Raw genomic sequence first — 20,888 nt, 5'->3', positions numbered from 1 at the left:
CTCAAATCAAAAATTGTCACCAGAAGGTTAACTAAAATCCCTGCTCGTTAACCATTCAGCGTCCCTGACGGGCCGCATTTTTCAGGAAAAATTATGGAGCTGCTCTGCCCAGCCGGTAACCTTCCGGCGCTTAAGGCGGCCATCGAAAACGGCGCCGATGCCGTCTATATCGGGCTGAAAGATGACACCAACGCCCGCCACTTTGCCGGCCTTAATTTCACCGAAAAGAAACTGCAGGAAGCCGTCAGCTTTGTGCATCAGCACCGTCGTAAGCTGCATATCGCCATCAATACCTTCGCTCATCCCGACGGCTACGCCCGCTGGCAGCGAGCAGTGGATATGGCCGCTCAACTGGGCGCCGATGCGCTCATTCTGGCCGATATCGCCATGCTGGAGTACGCTGCGGAGCGTTACCCACACATTGAGCGTCACGTTTCGGTGCAGGCTTCCGCCACCAATGAAGAGGCCATTCGCTTCTATCATCGCAACTTCGACGTCGCGCGCGTCGTACTGCCGCGCGTGTTGTCTATTCATCAGGTGAAACAGTTGGCCCGCGCCACGCCGGTGCCGCTGGAAGTCTTCGCCTTCGGCAGCCTGTGCATCATGGCGGAAGGCCGCTGCTATCTCTCTTCCTACCTGACCGGCGAATCGCCCAACACCGTCGGCGCCTGTTCGCCTGCCCGCTTCGTACGCTGGCAGCAAACGCCGCAGGGGCTGGAATCGCGTCTCAATGAAGTGCTGATTGACCGTTATCAGGATGGCGAGAATGCCGGTTATCCGACGCTGTGCAAAGGCCGCTACCTGGTTGATGGCGAGCGCTATCACGCGCTGGAGGAGCCCACCAGCCTCAACACCTTGGAACTGTTGCCGGAATTGATGGCCGCCAATATCGCCTCGGTGAAAATCGAAGGCCGTCAGCGCAGCCCGGCTTACGTGACCCAGGTGGCGAAAGTCTGGCGCCAGGCGATCGATCGCTGCAAAGCCGATCCGCAGAATTTCGTACCGCAGTCCGCCTGGATGGAGACCCTGGGCGCCATGTCCGAGGGGACACAAACTACCCTTGGCGCTTATCACCGTAAATGGCAGTGAGAAACATGAAATATTCATTAGGGCCGGTGCTGTACTACTGGCCAAAAGAGACGCTGGAAGATTTTTACCAGCAGGCGGCAAACTGCAGCGCCGACACCATTTATCTCGGCGAAGCGGTATGCAGCAAACGCCGCGCCACCAAAGTTGGCGACTGGATCGAAATGGCGAAAACGCTGGCCGCTAGCGGCAAGCAGGTTGTGCTCTCCACCCTCGCGCTGGTGCAGGCCTCTTCTGAACTGGGCGAGCTGAAGCGCTATGTCGATAACGGCGAATTTCTGATTGAGGCCAGCGATTTGGGCGTGGTAAATCTCTGCGCCGAACGCAAGCTACCGTTCGTCGCCGGGCATGCGCTGAACTGCTACAACGCCGTCACCCTGCGCCTGCTGCGGAAACAGGGCATGGTGCGCTGGTGCATGCCGGTGGAACTCTCCCGCGACTGGCTGGCTAATTTACTGACCCAGTGCGAAGAACTGGGTATCCGCAACCAGTTTGAAGTCGAAGTGCTGAGCTACGGCCATCTGCCGCTGGCTTATTCCGCGCGCTGCTTTACCGCCCGCTCGGAAGACCGGCCAAAGGACGAGTGCGAAACCTGCTGCATCAAGTACCCTACCGGGCGCAGCATGCTGTCGCAGGAGAACCAGCAGGTGTTCGTGCTCAACGGTATTCAGACCATGAGCGGCTACGTCTATAACCTGGGCAATGAGCTGACCTCCATGCACGGCCTGGTGGATATGGTGCGCCTGTCGCCGATGGGCAACGAGACCTTCGCCATGCTCGAGGCCTTCCGCGCCAACGAAAACGGCGCTGCGCCGCTGGATCTCACCAGCAATAGCGATTGCAACGGCTACTGGAAACGATTGCCAGGACTGGTGCTTCAGGCCTGATAAACCGCTCACTTTGTTAACAACAGTGCTCAGATTTTAATGCATTATTAAAGATGCAGCTTTTCTGGCTGGCGCGTCCAGGATGCGCCAGGCTGGAAGAAGACCTTCAATCTGATGACGATGCTGTAGCAAAGTGAGCCTTTATGACTGACAAATCTGTTCCATTCTCGGTGCTCGATCTGGCGCCGATCCCGCAAGGATCTTCTGCCAAAGAAGCCTTTACCCACTCTCTGGATCTCGCCCGGCTGGCCGAATCGCGCGGCTATCATCGCTACTGGCTGGCGGAGCACCATAATATGGTCGGCATTGCCAGCGCAGCGACCTCGGTGCTGATTGGCTACCTCGCCGCCAACACCACCACCCTGCATCTCGGGTCCGGCGGCGTGATGCTGCCTAACCACTCTCCACTGGTGATAGCTGAGCAGTTCGGCACCCTGAACACCCTTTACCCCGGGCGGATCGACCTCGGCCTTGGCCGCGCGCCGGGCAGCGATCAGCCGACCATGCGCGCCCTGCGTCGCCATATGAGCGGCGATGTCGATAATTTCCCGCGCGATGTAGCGGAACTGGTGGACTGGTTTGACGCCCGCGATCCGAACCCGCACGTGCGCCCGGTTCCCGGCTACGGGGAGCGCATTCCAGTATGGCTGCTGGGCTCAAGCCTCTATAGCGCGCAACTGGCGGCGCAGCTCGGCCTGCCGTTTGCCTTCGCCTCGCACTTCGCGCCGGATATGTTGTTCCAGGCCCTACATCTGTATCGCAGCAATTTCAAACCTTCGGCGCGGCTGGAAAAACCGTACGCGATGGTGTGTATCAATATCATCGCCGCCGACAGCAACCGCGATGCGGAGTTTCTCTTCACCTCCATGCAGCAGGCGTTTGTGAAGCTGCGTCGCGGCGAGACCGGGCAGTTGCCGCCGCCGGTGGAAAATATGCATCAGCTGTGGTCAGCATCCGAGCAGTATGGTGTGCAGCAGGCACTGAGCATGTCGCTGGTCGGCGATAAAACTAAAGTCCGCCATGGGCTAGAGTCGATTCTGCGTGAAACCGAGGCGGACGAAATCATGGTCAATGGCCAGATCTTCGACCACCAGGCGCGTCTGCATTCTTTCGATTTAGCGATGCAGGTGAAAGAGGAGCTGTTGGGGTAACACACACGTCAGCCCGGTGGACGTCGCGCCACCGGGCAATAGCTTTACTGATAAACCGGCAGCAGATTGACGCTCGACAGGATATGTACAACCGCATTGCCGAGGCCAAAGAGCAGGATCAGCACAATCATTGGCGTTCCGCCCCAAACGCGGAACTGTGGGCTGCCGAAGCGTTTGCGTGAGGCGTGAGCCAGCAGCGCCGGTACAATCGCCGCCCAGATCGTCGCCGCCAGGCCAGCATAGCCGATGGCGTAGAGGAAACCATCGGGTTTGACCAGTCCGCCAATCATCGGCGGGATAAAGGTCAGCAGCGCGGTTTTAAAGCGTCCCATCGCGCTATCGTCAAAGCCAAACAGATCCGCCAGGTAGTCGAACAGCCCCAGCGTCACGCCGAGGAACGAACTGGCGACAGCAAAGTTCGAGAACACCACCAGCAGCAGATCCAGGCTCCGACTATTCAGCACGCCGCTCAGCGCCTGCACCAGCACATCAATGTTGCCGCCCTTCTGCGCAATGTCGATAAACTGCGGACGAGGGATGTTACCCATCGTCACCAGCAGCCAAACGACATACAGACCCAGCGCCAGCAGCGTACCGTAGGTTAAGCAGCGGATGATGGTGCGCGGATCTTTTCCGTAGTATTTCATCAGGCTCGGCACGTTGCCGTGATAGCCAAACGAGGCCAGGCAGAACGGGAGCGTCATCAGCAGGTATGGCGCATAGGAGGCATTCTTCTCCGCAACGTTAAATAGCGTCGTCGGCTCGACGTGCCCGAGCAGGCTACCGAAGGTCAGGAAGAAGGTGATCACCTTAGCGCCCAGTACGATAGCCGTCATGCGGCTCACCGCTTTGGTGCTCATCCAGACGATAAACGCCACCAGCAGCGCAAAGCCGAAGCCCGCCGCGCGCGCCGGCACCTTCAGCGACAGTTCACTGAAGGTGTGGTGGAGGATCGAACCGCTCGCCGAAATATAGGCGTAGGCCAGGATATAGAGCACAAAGGCGATTGATACACCGTTCACCAGGTTCCAGCCCTTGCCGAGCAGGTCTTTGGTAATGGTGTCGAAGCTGGAGCCGATGCGGTAGTTAAGATTGGCCTCGAGGATCATCAAACCGGAGTGCAGCATGCAGAACCAGGTGAAGACCAGCGCCGCCAGCGACCAGAAAAACCACGCGCCGGACATCACCACCGGCAGCGAGAACATGCCCGCGCCGATAATCGTGCCGCCGATAATCACCACGCCGCCAAACAGAGACGGACGGGTTGCCGTAGTGGTTAGTGTCGCCATTTACCGAATTCTCCAGTCGAAAATACTTCGCTCACGTTGAGCATGACGCACTGTACCAGTACACGAGTACAAAGGGAATAAAAAAAGCCCCAATCATGACGATCGGGGCTGTATTATTTAGTTTACGCTAGCGGGCGGCGTTGATTACGCATCGCCACCGAAGCGACGGCGACCGGCTGAGTCATCGCGGCGCGGCGCGGATGCATCGTCACGACGCGGCGCACGGCCTTCACGACGTTCGCCGCTGAAACGACGTCCTTCACCACGACCGCCTTCGCGACGTTCGCCACCGAAGCCACGGCCGCCTTCACGACGCTCGCCGCCGAAGCCACGGCCGCCTTCGCGACGCTCACCGCCGCCACGACGTTCGGTGCGCGGCTGCGCATCGCCCAGCAGCTGCATGTTCATCGGCTTGTTCAGGATACGGGTACGAGTAAAGTGCTGCAGCACTTCGCCCGGCATCCCTTTCGGCAGCTCAATGGTGGAGTGAGAAGCGAACAGCTTGATGTTACCGATGTAACGGCTGCTGATATCGCCTTCATTGGCGATCGCGCCAACGATATGACGCACTTCAACGCCGTCATCGCGACCCACTTCAATGCGATACAGCTCCATGTCACCCACGTCACGACGCTCACGCTTCGGACGATCTTCGCGATCGCCGCGCGGGCCGCGATCATTACGGTCGCCACGACGGTCGAAACGATCGTCACGATCGCGGAATTCACGACGTGGACGCATCGGCGCGTCCGGCGGAACGATCAGCGAACGTTCGCCCTGAGCCATCTTCAGCAGCGCAGCAGCCAGCGTTTCCACGTCCAGCTCTTCACCTTCCGCCGTCGGCTGGATTTTCGCCAGCAGTGCACGGTACTGATCCAGATCGCTGCTTTCCAGCTGCTGCTGAACTTTCGCGGCGAATTTTTCCAGACGACGCTTGCTCAGCAGCTCCGCGTTAGGCAGTTCCACTTCAGGAATGGTCAGCTTCATAGTGCGTTCGATGTTGCGCAGCAGACGACGCTCGCGGTTCTCAACGAACAGCAGCGCGCGGCCAGCACGACCGGCACGACCAGTACGGCCGATACGGTGAACGTAGGATTCAGAATCCATTGGGATGTCGTAGTTCACCACCAGGCTGATACGCTCAACGTCCAGGCCACGGGCCGCAACGTCAGTCGCAATCAGGATATCCAGACGACCATCTTTCAGGCGTTCCAGAGTCTGCTCACGCAGCGCCTGGTTCATGTCGCCGTTCAGCGCCGCGCTGTTGTAGCCATTACGCTCCAGCGCTTCAGCTACTTCCAGGGTCGCGTTTTTGGTACGGACGAAGATAATCGCCGCATCAAAGTCTTCCGCTTCCAGGAAACGCACCAGCGCTTCGTTTTTACGCATGCCGTAGGCAGTCCAGTAGCTCTGGCTGATATCCGGGCGAGTCGTCACGCTGGACTGAATGCGCACTTCCTGCGGCTCTTTCATAAAGCGACGGGTAATGCGACGGATAGCTTCCGGCATGGTGGCGGAGAACAGCGCGGTCTGATGCCCTTCCGGGATCTGCGCCATAATGGTTTCTACGTCTTCGATAAAGCCCATGCGCAGCATTTCATCTGCTTCATCCAGTACCAGGCCGCTCAGTTTGGAGAGGTCCAGGGTGCCGCGCTTCAGGTGGTCCAGCAGACGACCCGGGGTACCGACGACGATCTGCGGACCCTGACGCAGGGCGCGCAGCTGCACGTCATAACGCTGGCCGCCGTACAGGGCAACCACGTTCACGCCGCGCATATGTTTAGAGAATTCCGTCATTGCTTCAGCAACCTGTACCGCCAGCTCGCGGGTCGGCGCCAGCACCAGAATCTGCGGTGCTCTCAGCTCAGGATCGATGTTGTTCAGCAGCGGTAAAGAGAATGCTGCGGTTTTACCGCTACCGGTCTGGGCCATACCCAGAACGTCGCGGCCGTCCAGCAGATGCGGAATGCACTCAGCCTGGATCGGAGATGGTTTTTCGTAACCCAGATCGGTGAGCGCTTCAAGGATAGGAGCCTTCAGGCCCAGATCTGCAAAAGTGGTTTCGAATTCAGCCATGTAGTACGTGTGCCTCAAAATTAATGGCGGCCAGTCTACATAACTCATCGTGAAAATTTACGGTAATTTTCATTGAAAAGTGTGAACCGGCTCAAAGTAGGTGTATTAACGAACAACAACGCCCTCACCCGCGAAGGTGATGGCAAGCAAAAAACTATGGGCTGATGTGTTCGTCAGCTATTGCTGGTCCGATTCTGCCAGGTCATCTTGCTCCTGGCCCAAGAGCGATAATTCCAACAATGCGTATCGGTGCTCAACGTAGTTGTGTACGTTGTTGGCGACCGCCAGTTTGAACAGTGCCGTAGCGCTGTCCTTGTCCCCCAGACTTAGGTAGTACTTACCTAAATAGAAGTTGGTTTCACTGAGATGCTCAGCGAGCGAGGTGTTATCCGTTGCGTCTGCCTTCAGACGAGTCATCAGCTCTTTTTCGCTAATGTCGCCAAGGTAGAACTCGACAATGTTCCATCCCCATTGCTCTTTATCCGACTTGTTTAAGCGCTCTCTGAGTGCTTCAAGCGCCCGCTTCTCGTCGAGTTTACGCTCGGCGATATAAAGCCACAGGCTACGGAAAGGATCATTGGGATCGTCTTGATAAAACGCCAGCAGATCATCTTGCGCTAACTTAGCCCGGCCGCCGTAATACAGGGCGATACCGCGGTTCAAGTGCGCGTAGTTGTAAGTTGGATCAAGCTCAAGTACAGAATCAAACGCTTCATAGGCAGCATCAAAATTGCCTGCCTGCGTTAAGTAAATGCCTAAGTAATTGAATACTTCCGGCATATCGGGTCGGATTGCCAGCGCTTGTGAAAAATCATTTCGCGCTAGTGCCCTCAGACCGAGACTATCATACAACACTCCGCGCTCATATAAAAGCTGTGCGCGTTCGTCATCGGATAAAGCCCGACTGGCAAGAATTTGTTCCATGCGTGCCAGAATCACTTCTTGCTGTAAAGTCGGTTGCAATGGTACTGCGAGGACGGCGTCCTTACGCCAGGCGGTGCTACTGCATCCTGCCAGCGTGAGAGCTGTCGCCACGAAACACCAGCGCAAAAAAGGCTTCATTTCCCACTCCCGAAGACAACGATTGGATGAACGTCCTGTTCCCCGGCTGCAAACGAGGCGTCCTGCCCGTAAAACGCCCTCCGCAAAAACGGAGGGCTAACGGCAACCTTACTCGCCCTGCTCGGCAGCCGGAGCTTCCGGCGCTGCGGCAGACGGAGTCTGTTCAGTTGCTTCTTTAATGCTCAGACGGACACGGCCCTGGCGGTCAACTTCCAGAACCTTAACCGGTACTTCCTGACCCATCTGCAGGTAGTCAGTCACTTTCTCAACGCGCTTGTCAGCGATCTGCGAGATGTGAACCAGACCTTCTTTACCGCCGCCGATGGCAACGAATGCGCCAAAGTCAACGATACGGGTCACTTTACCATTGTAGATGCGGCCAACTTCGATCTCAGCGGTGATCTCTTCGATACGACGGATAGCATGCTGCGCTTTGTCGCCGTCGGTCGCTGCGATCTTCACGGTACCGTCATCTTCGATCTCGATGGTAGTACCGGTCTCTTCGGTCAGGGCACGGATAACAGAACCGCCTTTACCGATAACGTCTTTGATCTTGTCCGGGTTGATCTTGATGGTGTGGATACGCGGTGCGAATTCAGAGATATCGCCGCACGGCGCGTTAATCGCCTGCTCCATCACGCCCAGGATGTGCAGACGCGCACCTTTAGCCTGGTTCAATGCAACCTGCATGATTTCTTTGGTGATACCTTCAATTTTGATATCCATCTGCAGCGCAGAGATACCGTCGCGGGAACCCGCAACTTTGAAGTCCATATCGCCGAGGTGGTCTTCGTCACCGAGGATGTCAGACAGCACGACGAAGTTGTCGCCTTCTTTCACCAGACCCATTGCGATACCCGCCACAGCGGCTTTTACCGGCACGCCCGCGTCCATCAGCGCCAGAGAGGCGCCGCAGACGGAAGCCATGGAAGAGGAACCGTTAGATTCGGTGATTTCCGATACCACGCGCACGGTGTACGGGAATTCTTCAATAGTCGGCATCACGGCCAGTACGCCGCGCTTCGCCAGACGACCGTGACCGATTTCACGACGCTTCGGAGACCCCACCATGCCAGTTTCGCCTACGGAGTACGGAGGGAAGTTGTAGTGGAACAGGAAGGAGTCGGTGCGCTCGCCCATCAGTTCGTCGATGTTCTGCGCATCGCGTGCGGTACCCAGAGTCGCGGTAACCAGCGCCTGCGTTTCGCCACGGGTGAACAGCGCGGAACCGTGAGTACGCGGCAGAACGCCGGTACGAACGTCCAGACCACGGATCATATCTTTTTCACGGCCATCGATACGCGGCTCGCCGGCCAGTACGCGGCTACGAACCACGTTTTTCTCGATGGCGTGCAGGATTTCACCCAGCTCGTTAGCGTCCAGGGTTTCATCTTCAGCAACCAGCGTGGCGATGGTTTCAGATTTGATCACGTCAACCTGAGCGTAACGCTCTTGTTTGTCGGTGATACGGTAAGCATCGCTCAGACGGGATTCAGCCAGCGCAGCCACGCGCGCGTTCAGCGCTTCGTTGACCGCTTCCGGCTGCCAGTCCCAACGCGGTTTACCGGCTTCTTTCACCAGGTCGTTGATGTTCTGAATAACAATCTGCTGCTGCTCGTGGCCGAAGACCACCGCGCCCAGCATCTGGTCTTCGCTCAGCAGTTCCGCTTCGGATTCCACCATCAGCACGGCCGCTTCGGTACCGGCAACCACCAGGTCCAGTTTGCTGGACTTCAGTTCTTCCTGGGTTGGGTTCAGTACGTACTGGTCGTTGATGTAACCCACGCGCGCAGCGCCGATTGGGCCATTGAACGGAATACCAGACAGCGACAGCGCAGCGGAAGCACCGATCATCGCGACGATGTCTGGGTTAACCTGCGGGTTAACGGAAACGACGGTGGCGATAACCTGAACTTCGTTAACGAAGCCTTCCGGGAACAGCGGGCGAACCGGGCGGTCAATCAGACGCGCGATCAGGGTTTCGCCTTCGCTTGGACGGCCTTCACGACGGAAGAAACCACCCGGGATTTTACCGGCAGCGTAGGTACGCTCCTGGTAGTTAACGGTCAGCGGGAAAAAGTCCTGGCCTGGCTTCGCTTTTTTCTGACCCACAACGGTAACGAATACCGCAGTGTCATCCATGCTAACCATCACAGCGGCCGTTGCCTGGCGCGCCATCATGCCGGTTTCCAGGGTCACGGTATGCTGGCCGTACTGGAATTTACGAACGATCGGATTAAGCAAAATTCTATCCTTTTTATCTATAAATCACGCCATATCCACGACATAGCGTCTATTGACCCGATCTTCTGCATCCTCGCGACTAATGACAACCTTTACCCGCCCCTGCGGATGAAGCCTCTCATTAGCCGCGCGAACCTCTGCATGAAGATCATTACTAGCAACAATACATGAGTTTTGAATGAATTGCTGCCGCCCGGTCGAAAAAAGGGGCCGTCAGGCCCCTTTTTCTGAAACTCGCAGAATTAGCGACGCAGACCCAGACGCTCAATCAGCGCAGAGTAACGGGCAACATCTTTACGTTTCAGGTAGTCGAGCAGTTTACGACGCTGAGAAACCATGCGCAGCAGACCACGACGGCTGTGGTGATCTTTTTTGTGCTCTGCAAAGTGGCCCTGCAGGTGGTTGATCTGTGCGGTCAGCAGTGCAACCTGAACTTCGGTAGAACCGCTGTCGTTTTCGCCACGACCAAACTCAGAAACGATTTTTGCTTTAGCTTCAACGCTTAGAGACATTTTATAACTCCAAAAATTAAAAGAAAGAAAGGGTGCCGATCTCTAATTCAGCGACCCCTGATGCAACGCCCGAAAATGTTAAAACACGTTAGCGGACGTTAAGCGGCGATATTCTACTCGTAGCAGGCTTTTATCGCAAGAAAAGCGCTTACGCCGGGTATTCCACCACCAGACGACGCGGGGCCACGCGGCCTTCATCGTCAATTTCGCCCATGCCGAGAAACTTGCCGGACTCGCTCTCCATCACCCGCACCAGCCCGTTAAGCGGCGCGCCTGACTGACGTACCGGGTTGCCGTTCTTAAAGTAGACTGCGGAGGTTTCTGGAATATTAACCAGCGGGTAATCCGAGGCAGGGCTGTCCATCGGCATCAGCAGCGGATCAAGCAACTGAGCGGCAGGAATATCCTGCGCCGCCGCCTCATCGACCAGCGCCTGCAGCTGCTCGAGGGTCACCATCCGCTCGACCGGGTATTTGCTTACCGCCAGGCGACGCAGGAAAATCACGTGCGCGCCGCAGCCGAGCTTCTCACCTAAATCATCGATAATCGTCCGGATGTAGGTGCCTTTCGAGCAGTGGATCTCCAGCTCCAGCTCATCGCCTTCGCGGCGAATAAACAGCAGCTCATAGACGGTTATCGGCCGGGCTTCCCGCGGAACTTCAATACCCTGGCGAGCATATTCGTATAGCTTCTTGCCCTGATATTTCAGCGCCGAATACATCGACGGCACCTGCTGCGTCTCGCCGCGGAAGCTGTCCAGCGCCGCCGCCAGCTGTTCGTCGCTAAAAGTCAGCGGGCGCTCTTCCACCACCTGACCGTCGGCATCGGAGGTATCCGTGCGCTGGCCAAGTTTGGCGATCACGCGGTAACGCTTATCGGAGTCCAGCAGATACTGGGAAAACTTGGTCGCTTCGCCAAGGCAGATCGGCAGCATACCGGTCGCCAGCGGATCCAGCGCGCCGGTATGCCCGGCGCGGTTGGCGTTATAAATACGTTTTACTTTCTGCAGCACATCGTTACTGGAGGCGCCCTGAGGCTTGTCCAGCAACAATACGCCATGCACGTCGCGGCCGCGACGACGAGGACGACTCATCAGTCCTCCTTGCTGTCGTCCGGGTTCACACGACGCTCATCGTCGTGTTTCACCACGCTGGTGACCAGGTTGGACATACGCATCCCTTCCACCAGTGAGTTGTCGTAGAAGAAAGTCAGTTCCGGTACGATGCGCAGACGCATCGCTTTCCCCAGCAGAGAGCGGATAAAGCCAGAAGCTTCCTGCAGCGCTTTGATGCCCGCTTTCACCGCGGCTTCATCTTTGTCGTTAAGGAAGGTGACATACACCTTGGCATAGGCCAGGTCACGGGACATTTCCACACCGGAAACGGTGGTCATCATGCCCAGACGCGGATCTTTAATTTCACGCTGCAGGATGATGGCAATCTCTTTTTGCATCTCCTGGGCCACACGCTGCGGGCGACCAAATTCTTTCGCCATAATAAGTTCTCCAGAATAAAGACAAAAAAGGGGCCAAAAGCCCCTTTTTAAAATGATTGCCGGGTGGCGCTTCGCTTCCCCGGCTGCTTAGCCATCAAATGATTAATCGATGCTACGCTGGATTTCGATGATTTCGAACACTTCGATCATATCGCCAACGCGAACGTCGTTGTAGTTCTTCACACCGATACCACATTCCATGCCGTTACGGACTTCGTTAACGTCATCTTTGAAGCGGCGCAGGGATTCCAGCTCGCCTTCATAGATAACCACGTTGTCACGCAGAACGCGGATTGGGTTGTGACGTTTGATCGTCCCTTCGGTAACCATACAGCCCGCGATGGCGCCGAATTTCGGCGATTTGAAGACATCACGCACTTCAGCCAGACCGATGATCTGCTGTTTCAGTTCCGGAGACAGCATGCCGCTCATCGCCGCTTTCACTTCGTCGATCAGGTTATAGATGACGGAGTAGTAACGCAGATCCAGGCTTTCCGCTTCGATAACTTTACGCGCAGAGGCATCGGCACGAACGTTGAAGCCAACCAGAATCGCGTTGGATGCTGCTGCCAGGGTAGCGTCGGTTTCGGTGATACCACCTACGCCGGAACCGATGATCTTCACTTTCACTTCGTCGGTAGACAGTTTCAGTAAGGAATCGGAAATCGCTTCGACAGAACCCTGTACGTCCGCTTTCAGTACGATGTTCACTTCGTGAACTTCGCCTTCGGTCATGTTAGCGAACATGTTTTCCAGTTTAGATTTCTGCTGACGCGCCAGCTTAACTTCACGGAATTTGCCCTGACGATACAGCGCCACTTCACGCGCTTTTTTCTCGTCACGCACTACGGTCACTTCATCACCGGCAGCCGGCACACCGGACAGGCCGAGGATTTCCACCGGAATGGACGGACCCGCTTCCAGCACTTCGCGACCCAGTTCGTCACGCATCGCGCGCACGCGGCCATATTCGAAGCCGCACAGAACAATGTCGCCCTTGTGCAGAGTACCTTCGCGAACCAGAACGGTAGCTACCGGACCACGACCTTTATCAAGGAAGGATTCGATGACCGCGCCGCTCGCCATACCGTTGCGGACCGCTTTCAGCTCAAGAACTTCAGCCTGCAGCAGGATCGCGTCCAGCAGGTCGTCGATGCCGGTACCCGCTTTCGCGGAAACGTGGACGAACTGGCTCTCGCCGCCCCACTCTTCCGGCAGGATGCCGTACTGGGACAGTTCGTTCTTCACGCGATCCGGATCGGCTTCTGGCTTATCGATCTTGTTCACCGCTACTACCACCGGTACCTGCGCCGCTTTAGCGTGCTGGATAGCTTCGATAGTCTGCGGCATCACGCCGTCGTCTGCCGCCACCACCAGAACCACGATATCCGTCGCCTGCGCGCCACGAGCACGCATGGAGGTAAACGCGGCGTGGCCCGGGGTATCCAGGAAGGTGATCATGCCGTTGTCGGTTTCGACGTGGTAAGCACCGATGTGCTGGGTAATACCACCCGCTTCGCCGGAGGCAACCTTGGTAGAACGAATGTAGTCCAGCAGCGAGGTTTTACCGTGGTCAACGTGACCCATAATGGTCACGACCGGTGCGCGCGGTTCAGCCGCCGCGCCGGTGTCACGGTCGCTCATTACGGCTTCTTCCAGTTCGTTTTCACGACGCAGGATAACTTTGTGGCCCATCTCTTCGGCAACCAGCTGTGCGGTTTCCTGGTCGATGACCTGGTTGATGGTCGCCATGGCGCCCAGCTTCATCATCGCTTTGATGACCTGAGAACCTTTCACCGCCATCTTGTTAGCCAGTTCGCCAACGGTGATGGTTTCGCCGATTACGACGTCACGGTTAACGGCCTGCGCTGGCTTCTGGAAGCCCTGCTGCAGAGCGGAACCTTTACGGTGCTTACCGCCTTTACCGCCGCGCACGGCCGCGCGGGCTTCTTCACGATCAGCTTTCGATTCAGCGTGTTTGTTGCCTTTCTTCGCCGGACGAGCCGCTTTGCTGCTACGGCTACGGCCGCGACCGCCTTCGACTTCACGATCGTTATCATCTTCAGCCTGACGAGCATGCTGTGATGTGGTGACGTGATAGTCGCTGCTATCTTCCGGGCTGTCTGAGGTTTCAGACCAATTTTTTTCGTTTTCTTCAGCCATACGGCGTGCTTCTTCCGCTACACGGCGCGCTTCTTCTTCAAGTTTGCGGCGTGCTTCTTCTTCCGATTTGCGCTTCAATTCCGCGGCTTCGTTCTCGCGACGGATCTTTTCAGCCTGGGCGGTTTTGGTCATTTCGTCGGTATGTTGATTGCTCACTTTGTCTTTTTCCGCAGCTTCACGTTTCGCTTTATCAGCGACTTCACGTTTAGCTTGTTCTGCGGCCTCACGTTCAGCTTTTAATTGCGCCTCGCGTTTCGCTGCTTCTTCAGCTTCACGACGGGCCTGCTCTTCCGCTTCACGCTGCGCCTGCTCTTCCGCGGCCAGGCGTTCAGCCTCTTGCGGATCGCGTTTCACAAAGGTGCGTTTCTTGCGGACTTCGATTTGTACCGATTTACTCTTTCCACCGGTACCTGGAATATTCAACGTACTGCGCGTCTTACGCTGTAACGTCAGCTTGTCTGGCGCCGAGCCGTGTTCACGGTTCAGGTGCGTCAACAAAGTTTGTTTCTCTTGCGAGGTCACAGAATCATCAGCCGATTTGCGGATGCCTGCGTCAGCAAATTGCTGTATCAGGCGATCCACAGAGGTCTGAATCTCTGAGGCCAGCGCTTTAATAGTCACATCTGTCATGCTGTTCCTTCCTGCTACAGTTTATTACGCTTCGTCGCCGAACCAACAAATGTTGCGAGCGGCCATGATGAGCTCGCCAGCTTTCTCGTCGGTCATCCCTTCGATATCAGCCAGGTCATCAACGCCCTGCTCGGCGAGATCTTCCAGCGTACAAACACCACGGGCAGCCAGTTTGAATGCCAGGGCACGATCCAGACCTTCGAGATTCAACAGATCATCGGCAGGTTTGTTATCTCCCAGGCTTTCTTCCTGAGCCAGCGCCAGCGTAGTCAGTGCGTTTTTCGCACGCTCACGAAGTGCTTCAACGGTGGCTTCATCCAGACCGTCGATTTCCAGCAGTTCTTTCATCGGCACATAGGCCAGCTCTTCCAGCGAGGAGAAGCCTTCTTCAACCAGCACTGTCGCGAAATCTTCATCAATATCAAGATATTTGGTGAAGGTATCGATAGCGGCATGCGCTTCCGCCTGGTGCTTAGCCTGCAGATCGTCAACGGTCATGACGTTGAGTTCCCAGCCGCTGAGCTGTGAAGCCAGGCGGACGTTCTGACCGTTACGGCCGATCGCCTGCGCCAGGTTGCCCGCTTCTACCGCGATATCCATGGTGTGTTTATCTTCATCCACCACGATGGACGCGACGTCTGCCGGCGCCATAGCGTTAATCACGAACTGCGCCGGGTTATCATCCCACAGGACGATATCGATGCGTTCACCACCCAGCTCAGTCGACACGGCCTGCACACGCGCACCGCGCATACCGACGCAAGCGCCAACCGGGTCGATGCGCTTGTCGTTGGTTTTCACCGCGATTTTGGCACGAGAGCCCGGATCGCGAGCCGCCGCTTTGATCTCCAGCACTTCTTCACCGATTTCCGGCACTTCGATGCGGAACAGTTCGATCAGCATCTCAGGTTTGGAACGGGTGACGAATAGCTGGGCGCCACGCGCTTCCGGACGGACAGCGTACAGTACGCCGCGAATGCGGTCGCCCGGACGGAAGTTTTCACGCGGCAGCATATCTTCACGCAGGATCACGGCTTCAGCGTTGTTACCCAGATCCAGTGTGATATTGTCGCGGTTCACTTTTTTCACCACGCCGGTGATGATCTCACCTTCGTGCTCGCGGAACTGATCGACCACCATCGCGCGCTCGGCTTCGCGGACTTTCTGCACGATAACCTGCTTAGCGGTCTGGGTGGTGATACGGTCGAAGGTGACAGATTCGATCTGATCTTCGACATAGTCGCCGACGTTCATGCTTTCATCTTCGAAACGCGCTGCTTCCAGCGTGATCTCGCGCGTCGGCTGGGTGACTTCTTCTACAACCAGCCAACGACGGAAGGTATCGAAATCGCCGCTCTTGCGGTCGATTTCAACGCGAACGTCGATCTCTTGTTCGTATTTTTTCTTGGTGGCCGTTGCCAGCGCGCTTTCCAGCGCTTCGAAAATTTTCTCACGCGGCAGCGCTTTTTCGTTGGAAACGGCTTCAACAACAGCCAAAATTTCTTTGTTCATCGGGGCCTTTCACCTCAATCCAGACTGTTAAAAGTGGGGAACCAGGTTCGCCTTCTGGATGTTACTCAGCGCGAACACTTCATCTTTGCCTTCGACGGTTACCGTGATCATCTCACCGTCTACCGCTTTGATAATGCCCTGCCATTTGCGGCGGTTCTGAACCGCCATGCGCAGCACCAGCGCAACTTCTTCGCCGGTGAAACGTTGATAGTGTTCGGCGGTGAACATCGGACGGTCAAGACCAGGCGAAGAGACTTCCAGGTTGTAAGCGACAGTGATCGGGTCTTCGACATCCATGACGGCGCTTACCTGGTGGCTCACATCAGCACAATCATCAACGTTGATGCCATCTTCACTATCAATATAGATGCGCAGTGTGGATGTGCGACCGCGAATAAATTCGATGCCGACCAGCTCAAAGCCAAGCGCTTCAACCGGCGCAGTGAGCATCTCTGTCAATTTTTGCTCTAATGTGGACAAACCCACCCCCAAGACATAAAAAAAGGGCGTATAGCCCAGTTATTCTGAAGTCAGATAACAAAAAACCCCGATAAATCGGGGCTTTAGATAACTGAACCCTGAGATCGCCATGGCGATCTGGAACACCTTCCGCAAGAATTCTTTCAAATTCGGCTACGAAGGACACCTAGTCCTCACAGTATATTTGAAAAAGTACTTAATGGGAAAGTGGTTGCGGGGGCCGGATTTGAACCGACGACCTTCGGGTTATGAGCCCGACGAGCTACCAGGCTGCTCCACCCCGCGCCTGAAACGTGGCATATTTTACTCTTTTTGAGCAAAAGACGCAAATACTGCTGGGATTTGGTACCGAAGACGGGACATAAAATCGAGATGAATTGTAACGGCGATTAGTATATTTTGTCAACATGCTTTTTAGCGCCCCCGATTGCCGTTTGTGCTGGTATTTCAGGCTTTTTTAGCAAAAAGATGATGAAGCACTTCCTGTCGCCAGTAAAAGATGGTTAAATAAATACTCACAATTAATGCATAAAAATGCAGTTAAGGTTGTTGGGTCGAACTCACCACAGTCTATCGAGCAGGGTTTTATTTTATGACGACGATTCTCAAGCATCTCCCGGTTGGTCAACGTATTGGTATCGCTTTCTCTGGTGGACTGGATACCAGCGCCGCGCTGTTATGGATGCGCAAAAAAGGCGCCGTGCCTTATGCATATACCGCTAACCTGGGTCAACCGGACGAAGACGACTACGATGCTATCCCGCGCCGCGCGAAAGAGTACGGCGCTGAAGGCGCCCGTCTGATCGACTGCCGCAAACAGCTGGTCGCAGAAGGGATCGCCGCGATTCAGTGTGGCGCTTTCCATAACACCACCGGTGGGTTGACCTACTTCAACACCACGCCGCTAGGCCGCGCGGTCACCGGCACCATGCTGGTGGCGGCGATGAAAGAAGACGGCGTTAACATTTGGGGCGATGGCAGCACCTATAAAGGCAACGATATCGAACGTTTCTATCGTTACGGCCTGCTGACCAACGCTGAACTGCAGATTTACAAACCGTGGCTGGACAGCGACTTTATCAATGAGCTCGGCGGTCGTCACGAAATGTCCGAATTTATGATCGCCTGCGGCTTTGATTACAAGATGTCGGTCGAGAAAGCCTACTCCACCGACTCCAATATGCTCGGCGCGACCCATGAAGCGAAAGATCTCGAATTCCTGAACTCCAGCGTCAAGATCGTCAACCCGATTATGGGCGTGAAGTTCTGGGACGAAAACGTGAAGATCCCTGCGGAAGAGGTCACCGTACGCTTTGAGCAGGGCCATCCGGTGGCGCTGAATGGTAAAACCTTTGCCGATGACGTCGAGATGATGCTGGAAGCCAACCGCATCGGCGGTCGTCACGGCCTGGGCATGAGCGACCAGATTGAAAACCGGATTATCGAAGCGAAAAGCCGCGGCATTTATGAAGCTCCGGGGATGGCGCTGCTGCATATTGCCTACGAGCGTTTGCTGACCGGTATCCATAACGAAGATACGATTGAGCAATATCACGCCCACGGTCGCCAGTTGGGCCGCCTGCTGTATCAGGGCCGCTGGTTTGATTCCCAGGCGCTGATGCTGCGTGATTCGCTGCAGCGCTGGGTCGCCAGCCAGATCACCGGCGAAGTCACCCTCGAACTGCGTCGCGGTAACGACTACTCGATCCTCAATACGGTATCAGACAACCTGACCTATAAAGCGGAGCGTCTGACCATGGAAAAAGGCGATTCCATGTTTACTGCCGAAGACCGTATCGGCCAGCTGACCATGCGTAATCTGGACATCACCGATACCCGCGAGAAGCTGTTCGGCTATGCCCAGTCTGGCCTGCTGAGCGCCTCCTCGGCAACCGGTTTACCGCAGGTTGAAAATCTGGAAAACAAAGGCAAATAATCGCCTGACAATGTTGCTTTCCGCCGGCGGATCACCGCCGGCTTTTTATTTTGAATGACCCACCAACGTAAAAAAAATGCCATGACGCATTTTTTCCTTATCGCCAGACCAGCAAAACTGTTGACTATAATAGCCTCAATTGATTAATTCATATCTGGTGATACACATAATGAATATTAAACCGCCGATCAGGCCGCAAAAGACCATTGACCGACTGATCGATGTACTTGAGCCACACGCGACACCCGTTAACGCGATCGCCAGAAAAAGACTGACATGGGAATATAAAGGCAAAACCCAGCTCTTTATTTTTAAAAAAGGCGAGCTGTCGAGTATTCGTAATTCCGACAGGCTACTGATGGTGACCGTCTATGAGCCGCATCTTTTCGGCGTGGCGGAAATGCTGCAGCCCAGCCGCAGCCACAGCCTGCGAGCCGAGGTATCATGCGAACTGCTACGGTTCGACCATGACCTGGCTTCGGCGCTTTTTCGCCAGCATAACCTATGGGAAGAGGTGACCAGCCTGTTGGCTTATCATACCTCGTATATGGTGTATCGTGACGATCTGGTCCTGCAGCAGCGTACCTATTCGGTCATCCGTAACCATCTGCTGGAGATGATGCTATTAAGCGAAGAGACCCGACAGCGAGTATCTATTCTTGAGTATATTCAGGACAGGACCCTTCTGTCGCGTAGCAGTATTCTCAATGTATTGTCAGCATTAAAGAAAGGCGGTTATATTGCCTTTGCCCGCGGCGGTTATTTACAAAATATCGTCTCACTTCCTGAAAAATTCTGACCCGCACTCCTCCTATCATTTATTGTTATTTGCTGCAGCGGGGAAGATGTTTAAATTTAAACCAATAACCGTTACCGCTAAAAGAACAAAAATTTTATGCTAAGCGCCTGGGTTTCCCGGAAGACAATCTATTCCTGAGTTCGCCAGCAGACGACCACAAACGGCGTTAACCGCCGGGTCTGCACCGGCTCAGGATATGCCAGCGGAAATCGGCCAGACGTGTGCGGCGGTAGCGAGAGTTGCCCCCTCGCCTGCTGCGACCATAACAATGAGATGCACGAACCCGTTAATTATGCCCGAACGCCCATATCGGGCTTTTTTTTATCTGAAGGAATTTAATAATGAAGTCTATTGCTGCAAAAATGGTTGCCGTAACGATCGCTTTGGGAGCCAGCAGCGCTGCCTGCGCAGCCGTTAACCTGCATGGAGAAGCTGGCGCCGAGTTTACCAATCTGTCCGCCAGCTTTGGCGCCGGGGAACCGGGTATGACGTTCAGTTCTCAGTGGGCTCATAGCGACAACGATGGAGATAGTGTAGGACTGGGAATGGGTTATAACTTTAACCTTGGCCCTTTTCTGATGACCCTGGGCGGTAAGGCGGTCTATCTGAACCCAAAAGATGGTGATGAAGGTTACGCCATCGCCGCCGGTGGTGGCGCTGAACTCCCCCTTGGTCAGTATTTCACGCTTTTCGGCGAGGGCTATTACTCACCGGACTCAATGTCCAGCGGCGTTAAGGATTATGTGGAGGCCAATGCCGGGGTACGCCTTAACGTGCTCCCGTCTCTGAATATCGAAGCTGGCTATCGCTATATTGATATGGCAGGGAAAGATGGCAATCGCGATAACACGCTGGCCGACGGCGCTTACGCCGGGGTTAACTTCCGCTTTTAACTCTTCACAGGGATTGCCGGTCGGCAGTCCCTGTTTCATTCTCAGCTGGTCAGCGGCACGCTTTTCAGTACGCGGTTGATCTCTTGTAGGCCCGCAACATTATTCTCTTTGCGGTAAACCTCATTCATGGACGCCATCTGCTCCAGGCGGGTCAGGGCGCCATACACCTTATACGCCTCGCTGTGTCTGTCGAACACATCGCGGCGCTCCACGTCCTGCAGATAATGACTTTTCAACGAATGGTTAAGGCGACTAATCAGTGCCGTATTGTCCTGGAAATAGCGCCTCACCGCCTGGGCATGATTCGCTGTAGTCCCAGACTCACTGGGCGATACCGGTACGGTTAGCGCATTAATCGTCTCCACCGTTTGGGAGGGCGATGTTGAACTGCACCCAGCTAAACCGAGCACGCCGGCGACGATAAGCAACCCGATCTTGTTCATTGTGTCACTTCACCTCTGTTAATTTGACGAGGCGACTTTAACGACAGTAAAAGGAGGCAACCAGCGAAGAGATGTTTATAAATAAATGGCCAGCGGGGACAAAAACAAAAAAAGACGCTTTTCAGCGTCTTTTTTCTGGAATATTGGTACCGAGGATGGGACTCGAACCCACAAGCCCGTTAGGGCACTACCACCTCAAGGTAGCGTGTCTACCAATTCCACCACCTCGGT

18 protein-coding genes and 2 tRNA genes are annotated in these 20,888 nt (G+C 55.4%); 6 read left to right on the top strand and 14 right to left on the bottom strand.

Annotated features, from left to right (window positions below; translation table 11 throughout):
- Window positions 1-93: 93 nt before the first annotated feature.
- The 3 genes from ubiU to DR88_RS10395 all read left to right on the top strand — a co-directional run bounded on the left by ubiU (window position 94) and on the right by DR88_RS10395 (window position 3,124).
- Complete coding sequence (gene ubiU / locus DR88_RS10385; RefSeq protein ID WP_002918232.1) at window positions 94-1,089, top strand: ubiquinone anaerobic biosynthesis protein UbiU; 996 nt, start codon at window positions 94-96, stop codon at window positions 1,087-1,089.
- Between the two features lie 5 nt (window positions 1,090-1,094).
- Window positions 1,095-1,973 (top strand): U32 family peptidase, encoded by an 879-nt coding sequence (locus DR88_RS10390; protein WP_002918233.1) that lies wholly within the window; start codon window positions 1,095-1,097, stop codon window positions 1,971-1,973.
- 143 nt (window positions 1,974-2,116) lie between these two features.
- Window positions 2,117-3,124, top strand: a complete 1,008-nt coding sequence (locus tag DR88_RS10395) for a luciferase-like monooxygenase (RefSeq protein WP_002918234.1) — start codon at window positions 2,117-2,119, stop codon at window positions 3,122-3,124.
- Window positions 3,125-3,168: 44 nt separating this feature from the next.
- Here the strand turns inward: DR88_RS10395 and mtr are convergent, their stop codons facing one another.
- From mtr to DR88_RS10450, 12 genes are all read right to left on the bottom strand, one after another.
- Window positions 3,169-4,413: a tryptophan permease gene (gene mtr, locus DR88_RS10400; RefSeq protein WP_004149926.1), complete on the bottom strand. Its 1,245-nt coding sequence runs from the start codon at window positions 4,411-4,413 to the stop codon at window positions 3,169-3,171.
- Window positions 4,414-4,557: 144 nt separating this feature from the next.
- Window positions 4,558-6,489 (bottom strand): ATP-dependent RNA helicase DeaD, encoded by a 1,932-nt coding sequence (gene deaD, locus DR88_RS10405; RefSeq protein WP_004150943.1) that lies wholly within the window; start codon window positions 6,487-6,489, stop codon window positions 4,558-4,560.
- Window positions 6,482-6,562, bottom strand: coding sequence for a protein YrbN (yrbN, locus tag DR88_RS29875; RefSeq protein ID WP_085903200.1), 81 nt, complete (start codon window positions 6,560-6,562; stop codon window positions 6,482-6,484). Before yrbN ends, deaD begins: the two co-directional genes overlap by 8 nt.
- A gap of 104 nt (window positions 6,563-6,666) precedes the next feature.
- On the bottom strand, window positions 6,667-7,551 hold the full coding sequence (nlpI, locus tag DR88_RS10410) for a lipoprotein NlpI (RefSeq protein ID WP_002918241.1): 885 nt from the start codon (window positions 7,549-7,551) through the stop codon (window positions 6,667-6,669).
- Between the two features lie 108 nt (window positions 7,552-7,659).
- On the bottom strand, window positions 7,660-9,795 hold the full coding sequence (pnp, locus tag DR88_RS10415) for a polyribonucleotide nucleotidyltransferase (protein ID WP_032443940.1): 2,136 nt from the start codon (window positions 9,793-9,795) through the stop codon (window positions 7,660-7,662).
- 242 nt (window positions 9,796-10,037) lie between these two features.
- Window positions 10,038-10,307 (bottom strand): 30S ribosomal protein S15, encoded by a 270-nt coding sequence (gene rpsO, locus DR88_RS10420; protein ID WP_002918244.1) that lies wholly within the window; start codon window positions 10,305-10,307, stop codon window positions 10,038-10,040.
- Window positions 10,308-10,455: 148 nt separating this feature from the next.
- Window positions 10,456-11,400, bottom strand: coding sequence for a tRNA pseudouridine(55) synthase TruB (gene truB / locus DR88_RS10425; RefSeq protein WP_004144892.1), 945 nt, complete (start codon window positions 11,398-11,400; stop codon window positions 10,456-10,458).
- Window positions 11,400-11,801, bottom strand: a complete 402-nt coding sequence (rbfA, locus tag DR88_RS10430; protein WP_002918248.1) for a 30S ribosome-binding factor RbfA — start codon at window positions 11,799-11,801, stop codon at window positions 11,400-11,402. Before rbfA ends, truB begins: the two co-directional genes overlap by 1 nt.
- Before the next feature lie 102 nt (window positions 11,802-11,903).
- Complete coding sequence (infB, locus tag DR88_RS10435) at window positions 11,904-14,594, bottom strand: translation initiation factor IF-2 (protein ID WP_002918250.1); 2,691 nt, start codon at window positions 14,592-14,594, stop codon at window positions 11,904-11,906.
- Between the two features lie 24 nt (window positions 14,595-14,618).
- On the bottom strand, window positions 14,619-16,106 hold the full coding sequence (gene nusA / locus DR88_RS10440) for a transcription termination factor NusA (protein WP_002918252.1): 1,488 nt from the start codon (window positions 16,104-16,106) through the stop codon (window positions 14,619-14,621).
- Between the two features lie 27 nt (window positions 16,107-16,133).
- The gene (rimP, locus tag DR88_RS10445; RefSeq protein ID WP_002918364.1) at window positions 16,134-16,586 is read right to left on the bottom strand and encodes a ribosome maturation factor RimP; all 453 of its coding nucleotides are present in this window, start codon (window positions 16,584-16,586) and stop codon (window positions 16,134-16,136) included.
- A 208-nt stretch (window positions 16,587-16,794) separates the two neighbouring features.
- Window positions 16,795-16,871 (bottom strand) — tRNA-Met (locus DR88_RS10450).
- Between the two features lie 307 nt (window positions 16,872-17,178).
- Between DR88_RS10450 and argG the strand changes: the two genes are divergently transcribed.
- From argG to DR88_RS10465, 3 genes are all read left to right on the top strand, one after another.
- Window positions 17,179-18,522, top strand: a complete 1,344-nt coding sequence (argG, locus tag DR88_RS10455) for an argininosuccinate synthase (protein ID WP_004144895.1) — start codon at window positions 17,179-17,181, stop codon at window positions 18,520-18,522.
- Between the two features lie 169 nt (window positions 18,523-18,691).
- Window positions 18,692-19,321, top strand: a complete 630-nt coding sequence (locus DR88_RS10460; protein ID WP_025861217.1) for a winged helix-turn-helix transcriptional regulator — start codon at window positions 18,692-18,694, stop codon at window positions 19,319-19,321.
- A gap of 341 nt (window positions 19,322-19,662) precedes the next feature.
- Window positions 19,663-20,214: a YfaZ family outer membrane protein gene (locus DR88_RS10465; protein WP_020325268.1), complete on the top strand. Its 552-nt coding sequence runs from the start codon at window positions 19,663-19,665 to the stop codon at window positions 20,212-20,214.
- A gap of 41 nt (window positions 20,215-20,255) precedes the next feature.
- Here the strand turns inward: DR88_RS10465 and DR88_RS31875 are convergent, their stop codons facing one another.
- Both DR88_RS31875 and DR88_RS10475 read right to left on the bottom strand, forming a co-directional pair.
- Window positions 20,256-20,657, bottom strand: coding sequence for a KPN_03583 family lipoprotein (locus tag DR88_RS31875; RefSeq protein ID WP_004174148.1), 402 nt, complete (start codon window positions 20,655-20,657; stop codon window positions 20,256-20,258).
- 144 nt (window positions 20,658-20,801) lie between these two features.
- Window positions 20,802-20,888: transfer RNA gene (locus DR88_RS10475), tRNA-Leu, on the bottom strand.

Source organism: Klebsiella pneumoniae (assembly GCF_000742135.1).
In the GTDB taxonomy this organism is placed as follows: domain Bacteria; phylum Pseudomonadota; class Gammaproteobacteria; order Enterobacterales; family Enterobacteriaceae; genus Klebsiella; species Klebsiella pneumoniae.
Note: the sequence above shows the minus strand (reverse complement) of the source record. Positions and strands in the feature narration are given on the sequence as shown.

Bases quoted from the DNA above. Each gene is read 5' to 3' on its own strand.
- argG (WP_004144895.1), top strand. From the start codon at position 17,179: ATGACGACGATTCTCAAGCATCTCCCGGTTGGTCAACGTATTGGTATC.
- rpsO (WP_002918244.1), bottom strand. From the start codon at position 10,307: ATGTCTCTAAGCGTTGAAGCTAAAGCAAAAATCGTTTCTGAGTTTGGT.
- rbfA (WP_002918248.1), bottom strand. From the start codon at position 11,801: ATGGCGAAAGAATTTGGTCGCCCGCAGCGTGTGGCCCAGGAGATGCAA.
- DR88_RS10395 (WP_002918234.1), top strand. From the start codon at position 2,117: ATGACTGACAAATCTGTTCCATTCTCGGTGCTCGATCTGGCGCCGATC.
- truB (WP_004144892.1), bottom strand. From the start codon at position 11,400: ATGAGTCGTCCTCGTCGTCGCGGCCGCGACGTGCATGGCGTATTGTTG.
- infB (WP_002918250.1), bottom strand. From the start codon at position 14,594: ATGACAGATGTGACTATTAAAGCGCTGGCCTCAGAGATTCAGACCTCT.
- DR88_RS31875 (WP_004174148.1), bottom strand. From the start codon at position 20,657: ATGAACAAGATCGGGTTGCTTATCGTCGCCGGCGTGCTCGGTTTAGCT.
- nlpI (WP_002918241.1), bottom strand. From the start codon at position 7,551: ATGAAGCCTTTTTTGCGCTGGTGTTTCGTGGCGACAGCTCTCACGCTG.
- DR88_RS10465 (WP_020325268.1), top strand. From the start codon at position 19,663: ATGAAGTCTATTGCTGCAAAAATGGTTGCCGTAACGATCGCTTTGGGA.
- DR88_RS10460 (WP_025861217.1), top strand. From the start codon at position 18,692: ATGAATATTAAACCGCCGATCAGGCCGCAAAAGACCATTGACCGACTG.
- yrbN (WP_085903200.1), bottom strand. From the start codon at position 6,562: ATGAAAATTACCGTAAATTTTCACGATGAGTTATGTAGACTGGCCGCC.
- DR88_RS10390 (WP_002918233.1), top strand. From the start codon at position 1,095: ATGAAATATTCATTAGGGCCGGTGCTGTACTACTGGCCAAAAGAGACG.
- deaD (WP_004150943.1), bottom strand. From the start codon at position 6,489: ATGGCTGAATTCGAAACCACTTTTGCAGATCTGGGCCTGAAGGCTCCT.
- ubiU (WP_002918232.1), top strand. From the start codon at position 94: ATGGAGCTGCTCTGCCCAGCCGGTAACCTTCCGGCGCTTAAGGCGGCC.
- nusA (WP_002918252.1), bottom strand. From the start codon at position 16,106: ATGAACAAAGAAATTTTGGCTGTTGTTGAAGCCGTTTCCAACGAAAAA.
- mtr (WP_004149926.1), bottom strand. From the start codon at position 4,413: ATGGCGACACTAACCACTACGGCAACCCGTCCGTCTCTGTTTGGCGGC.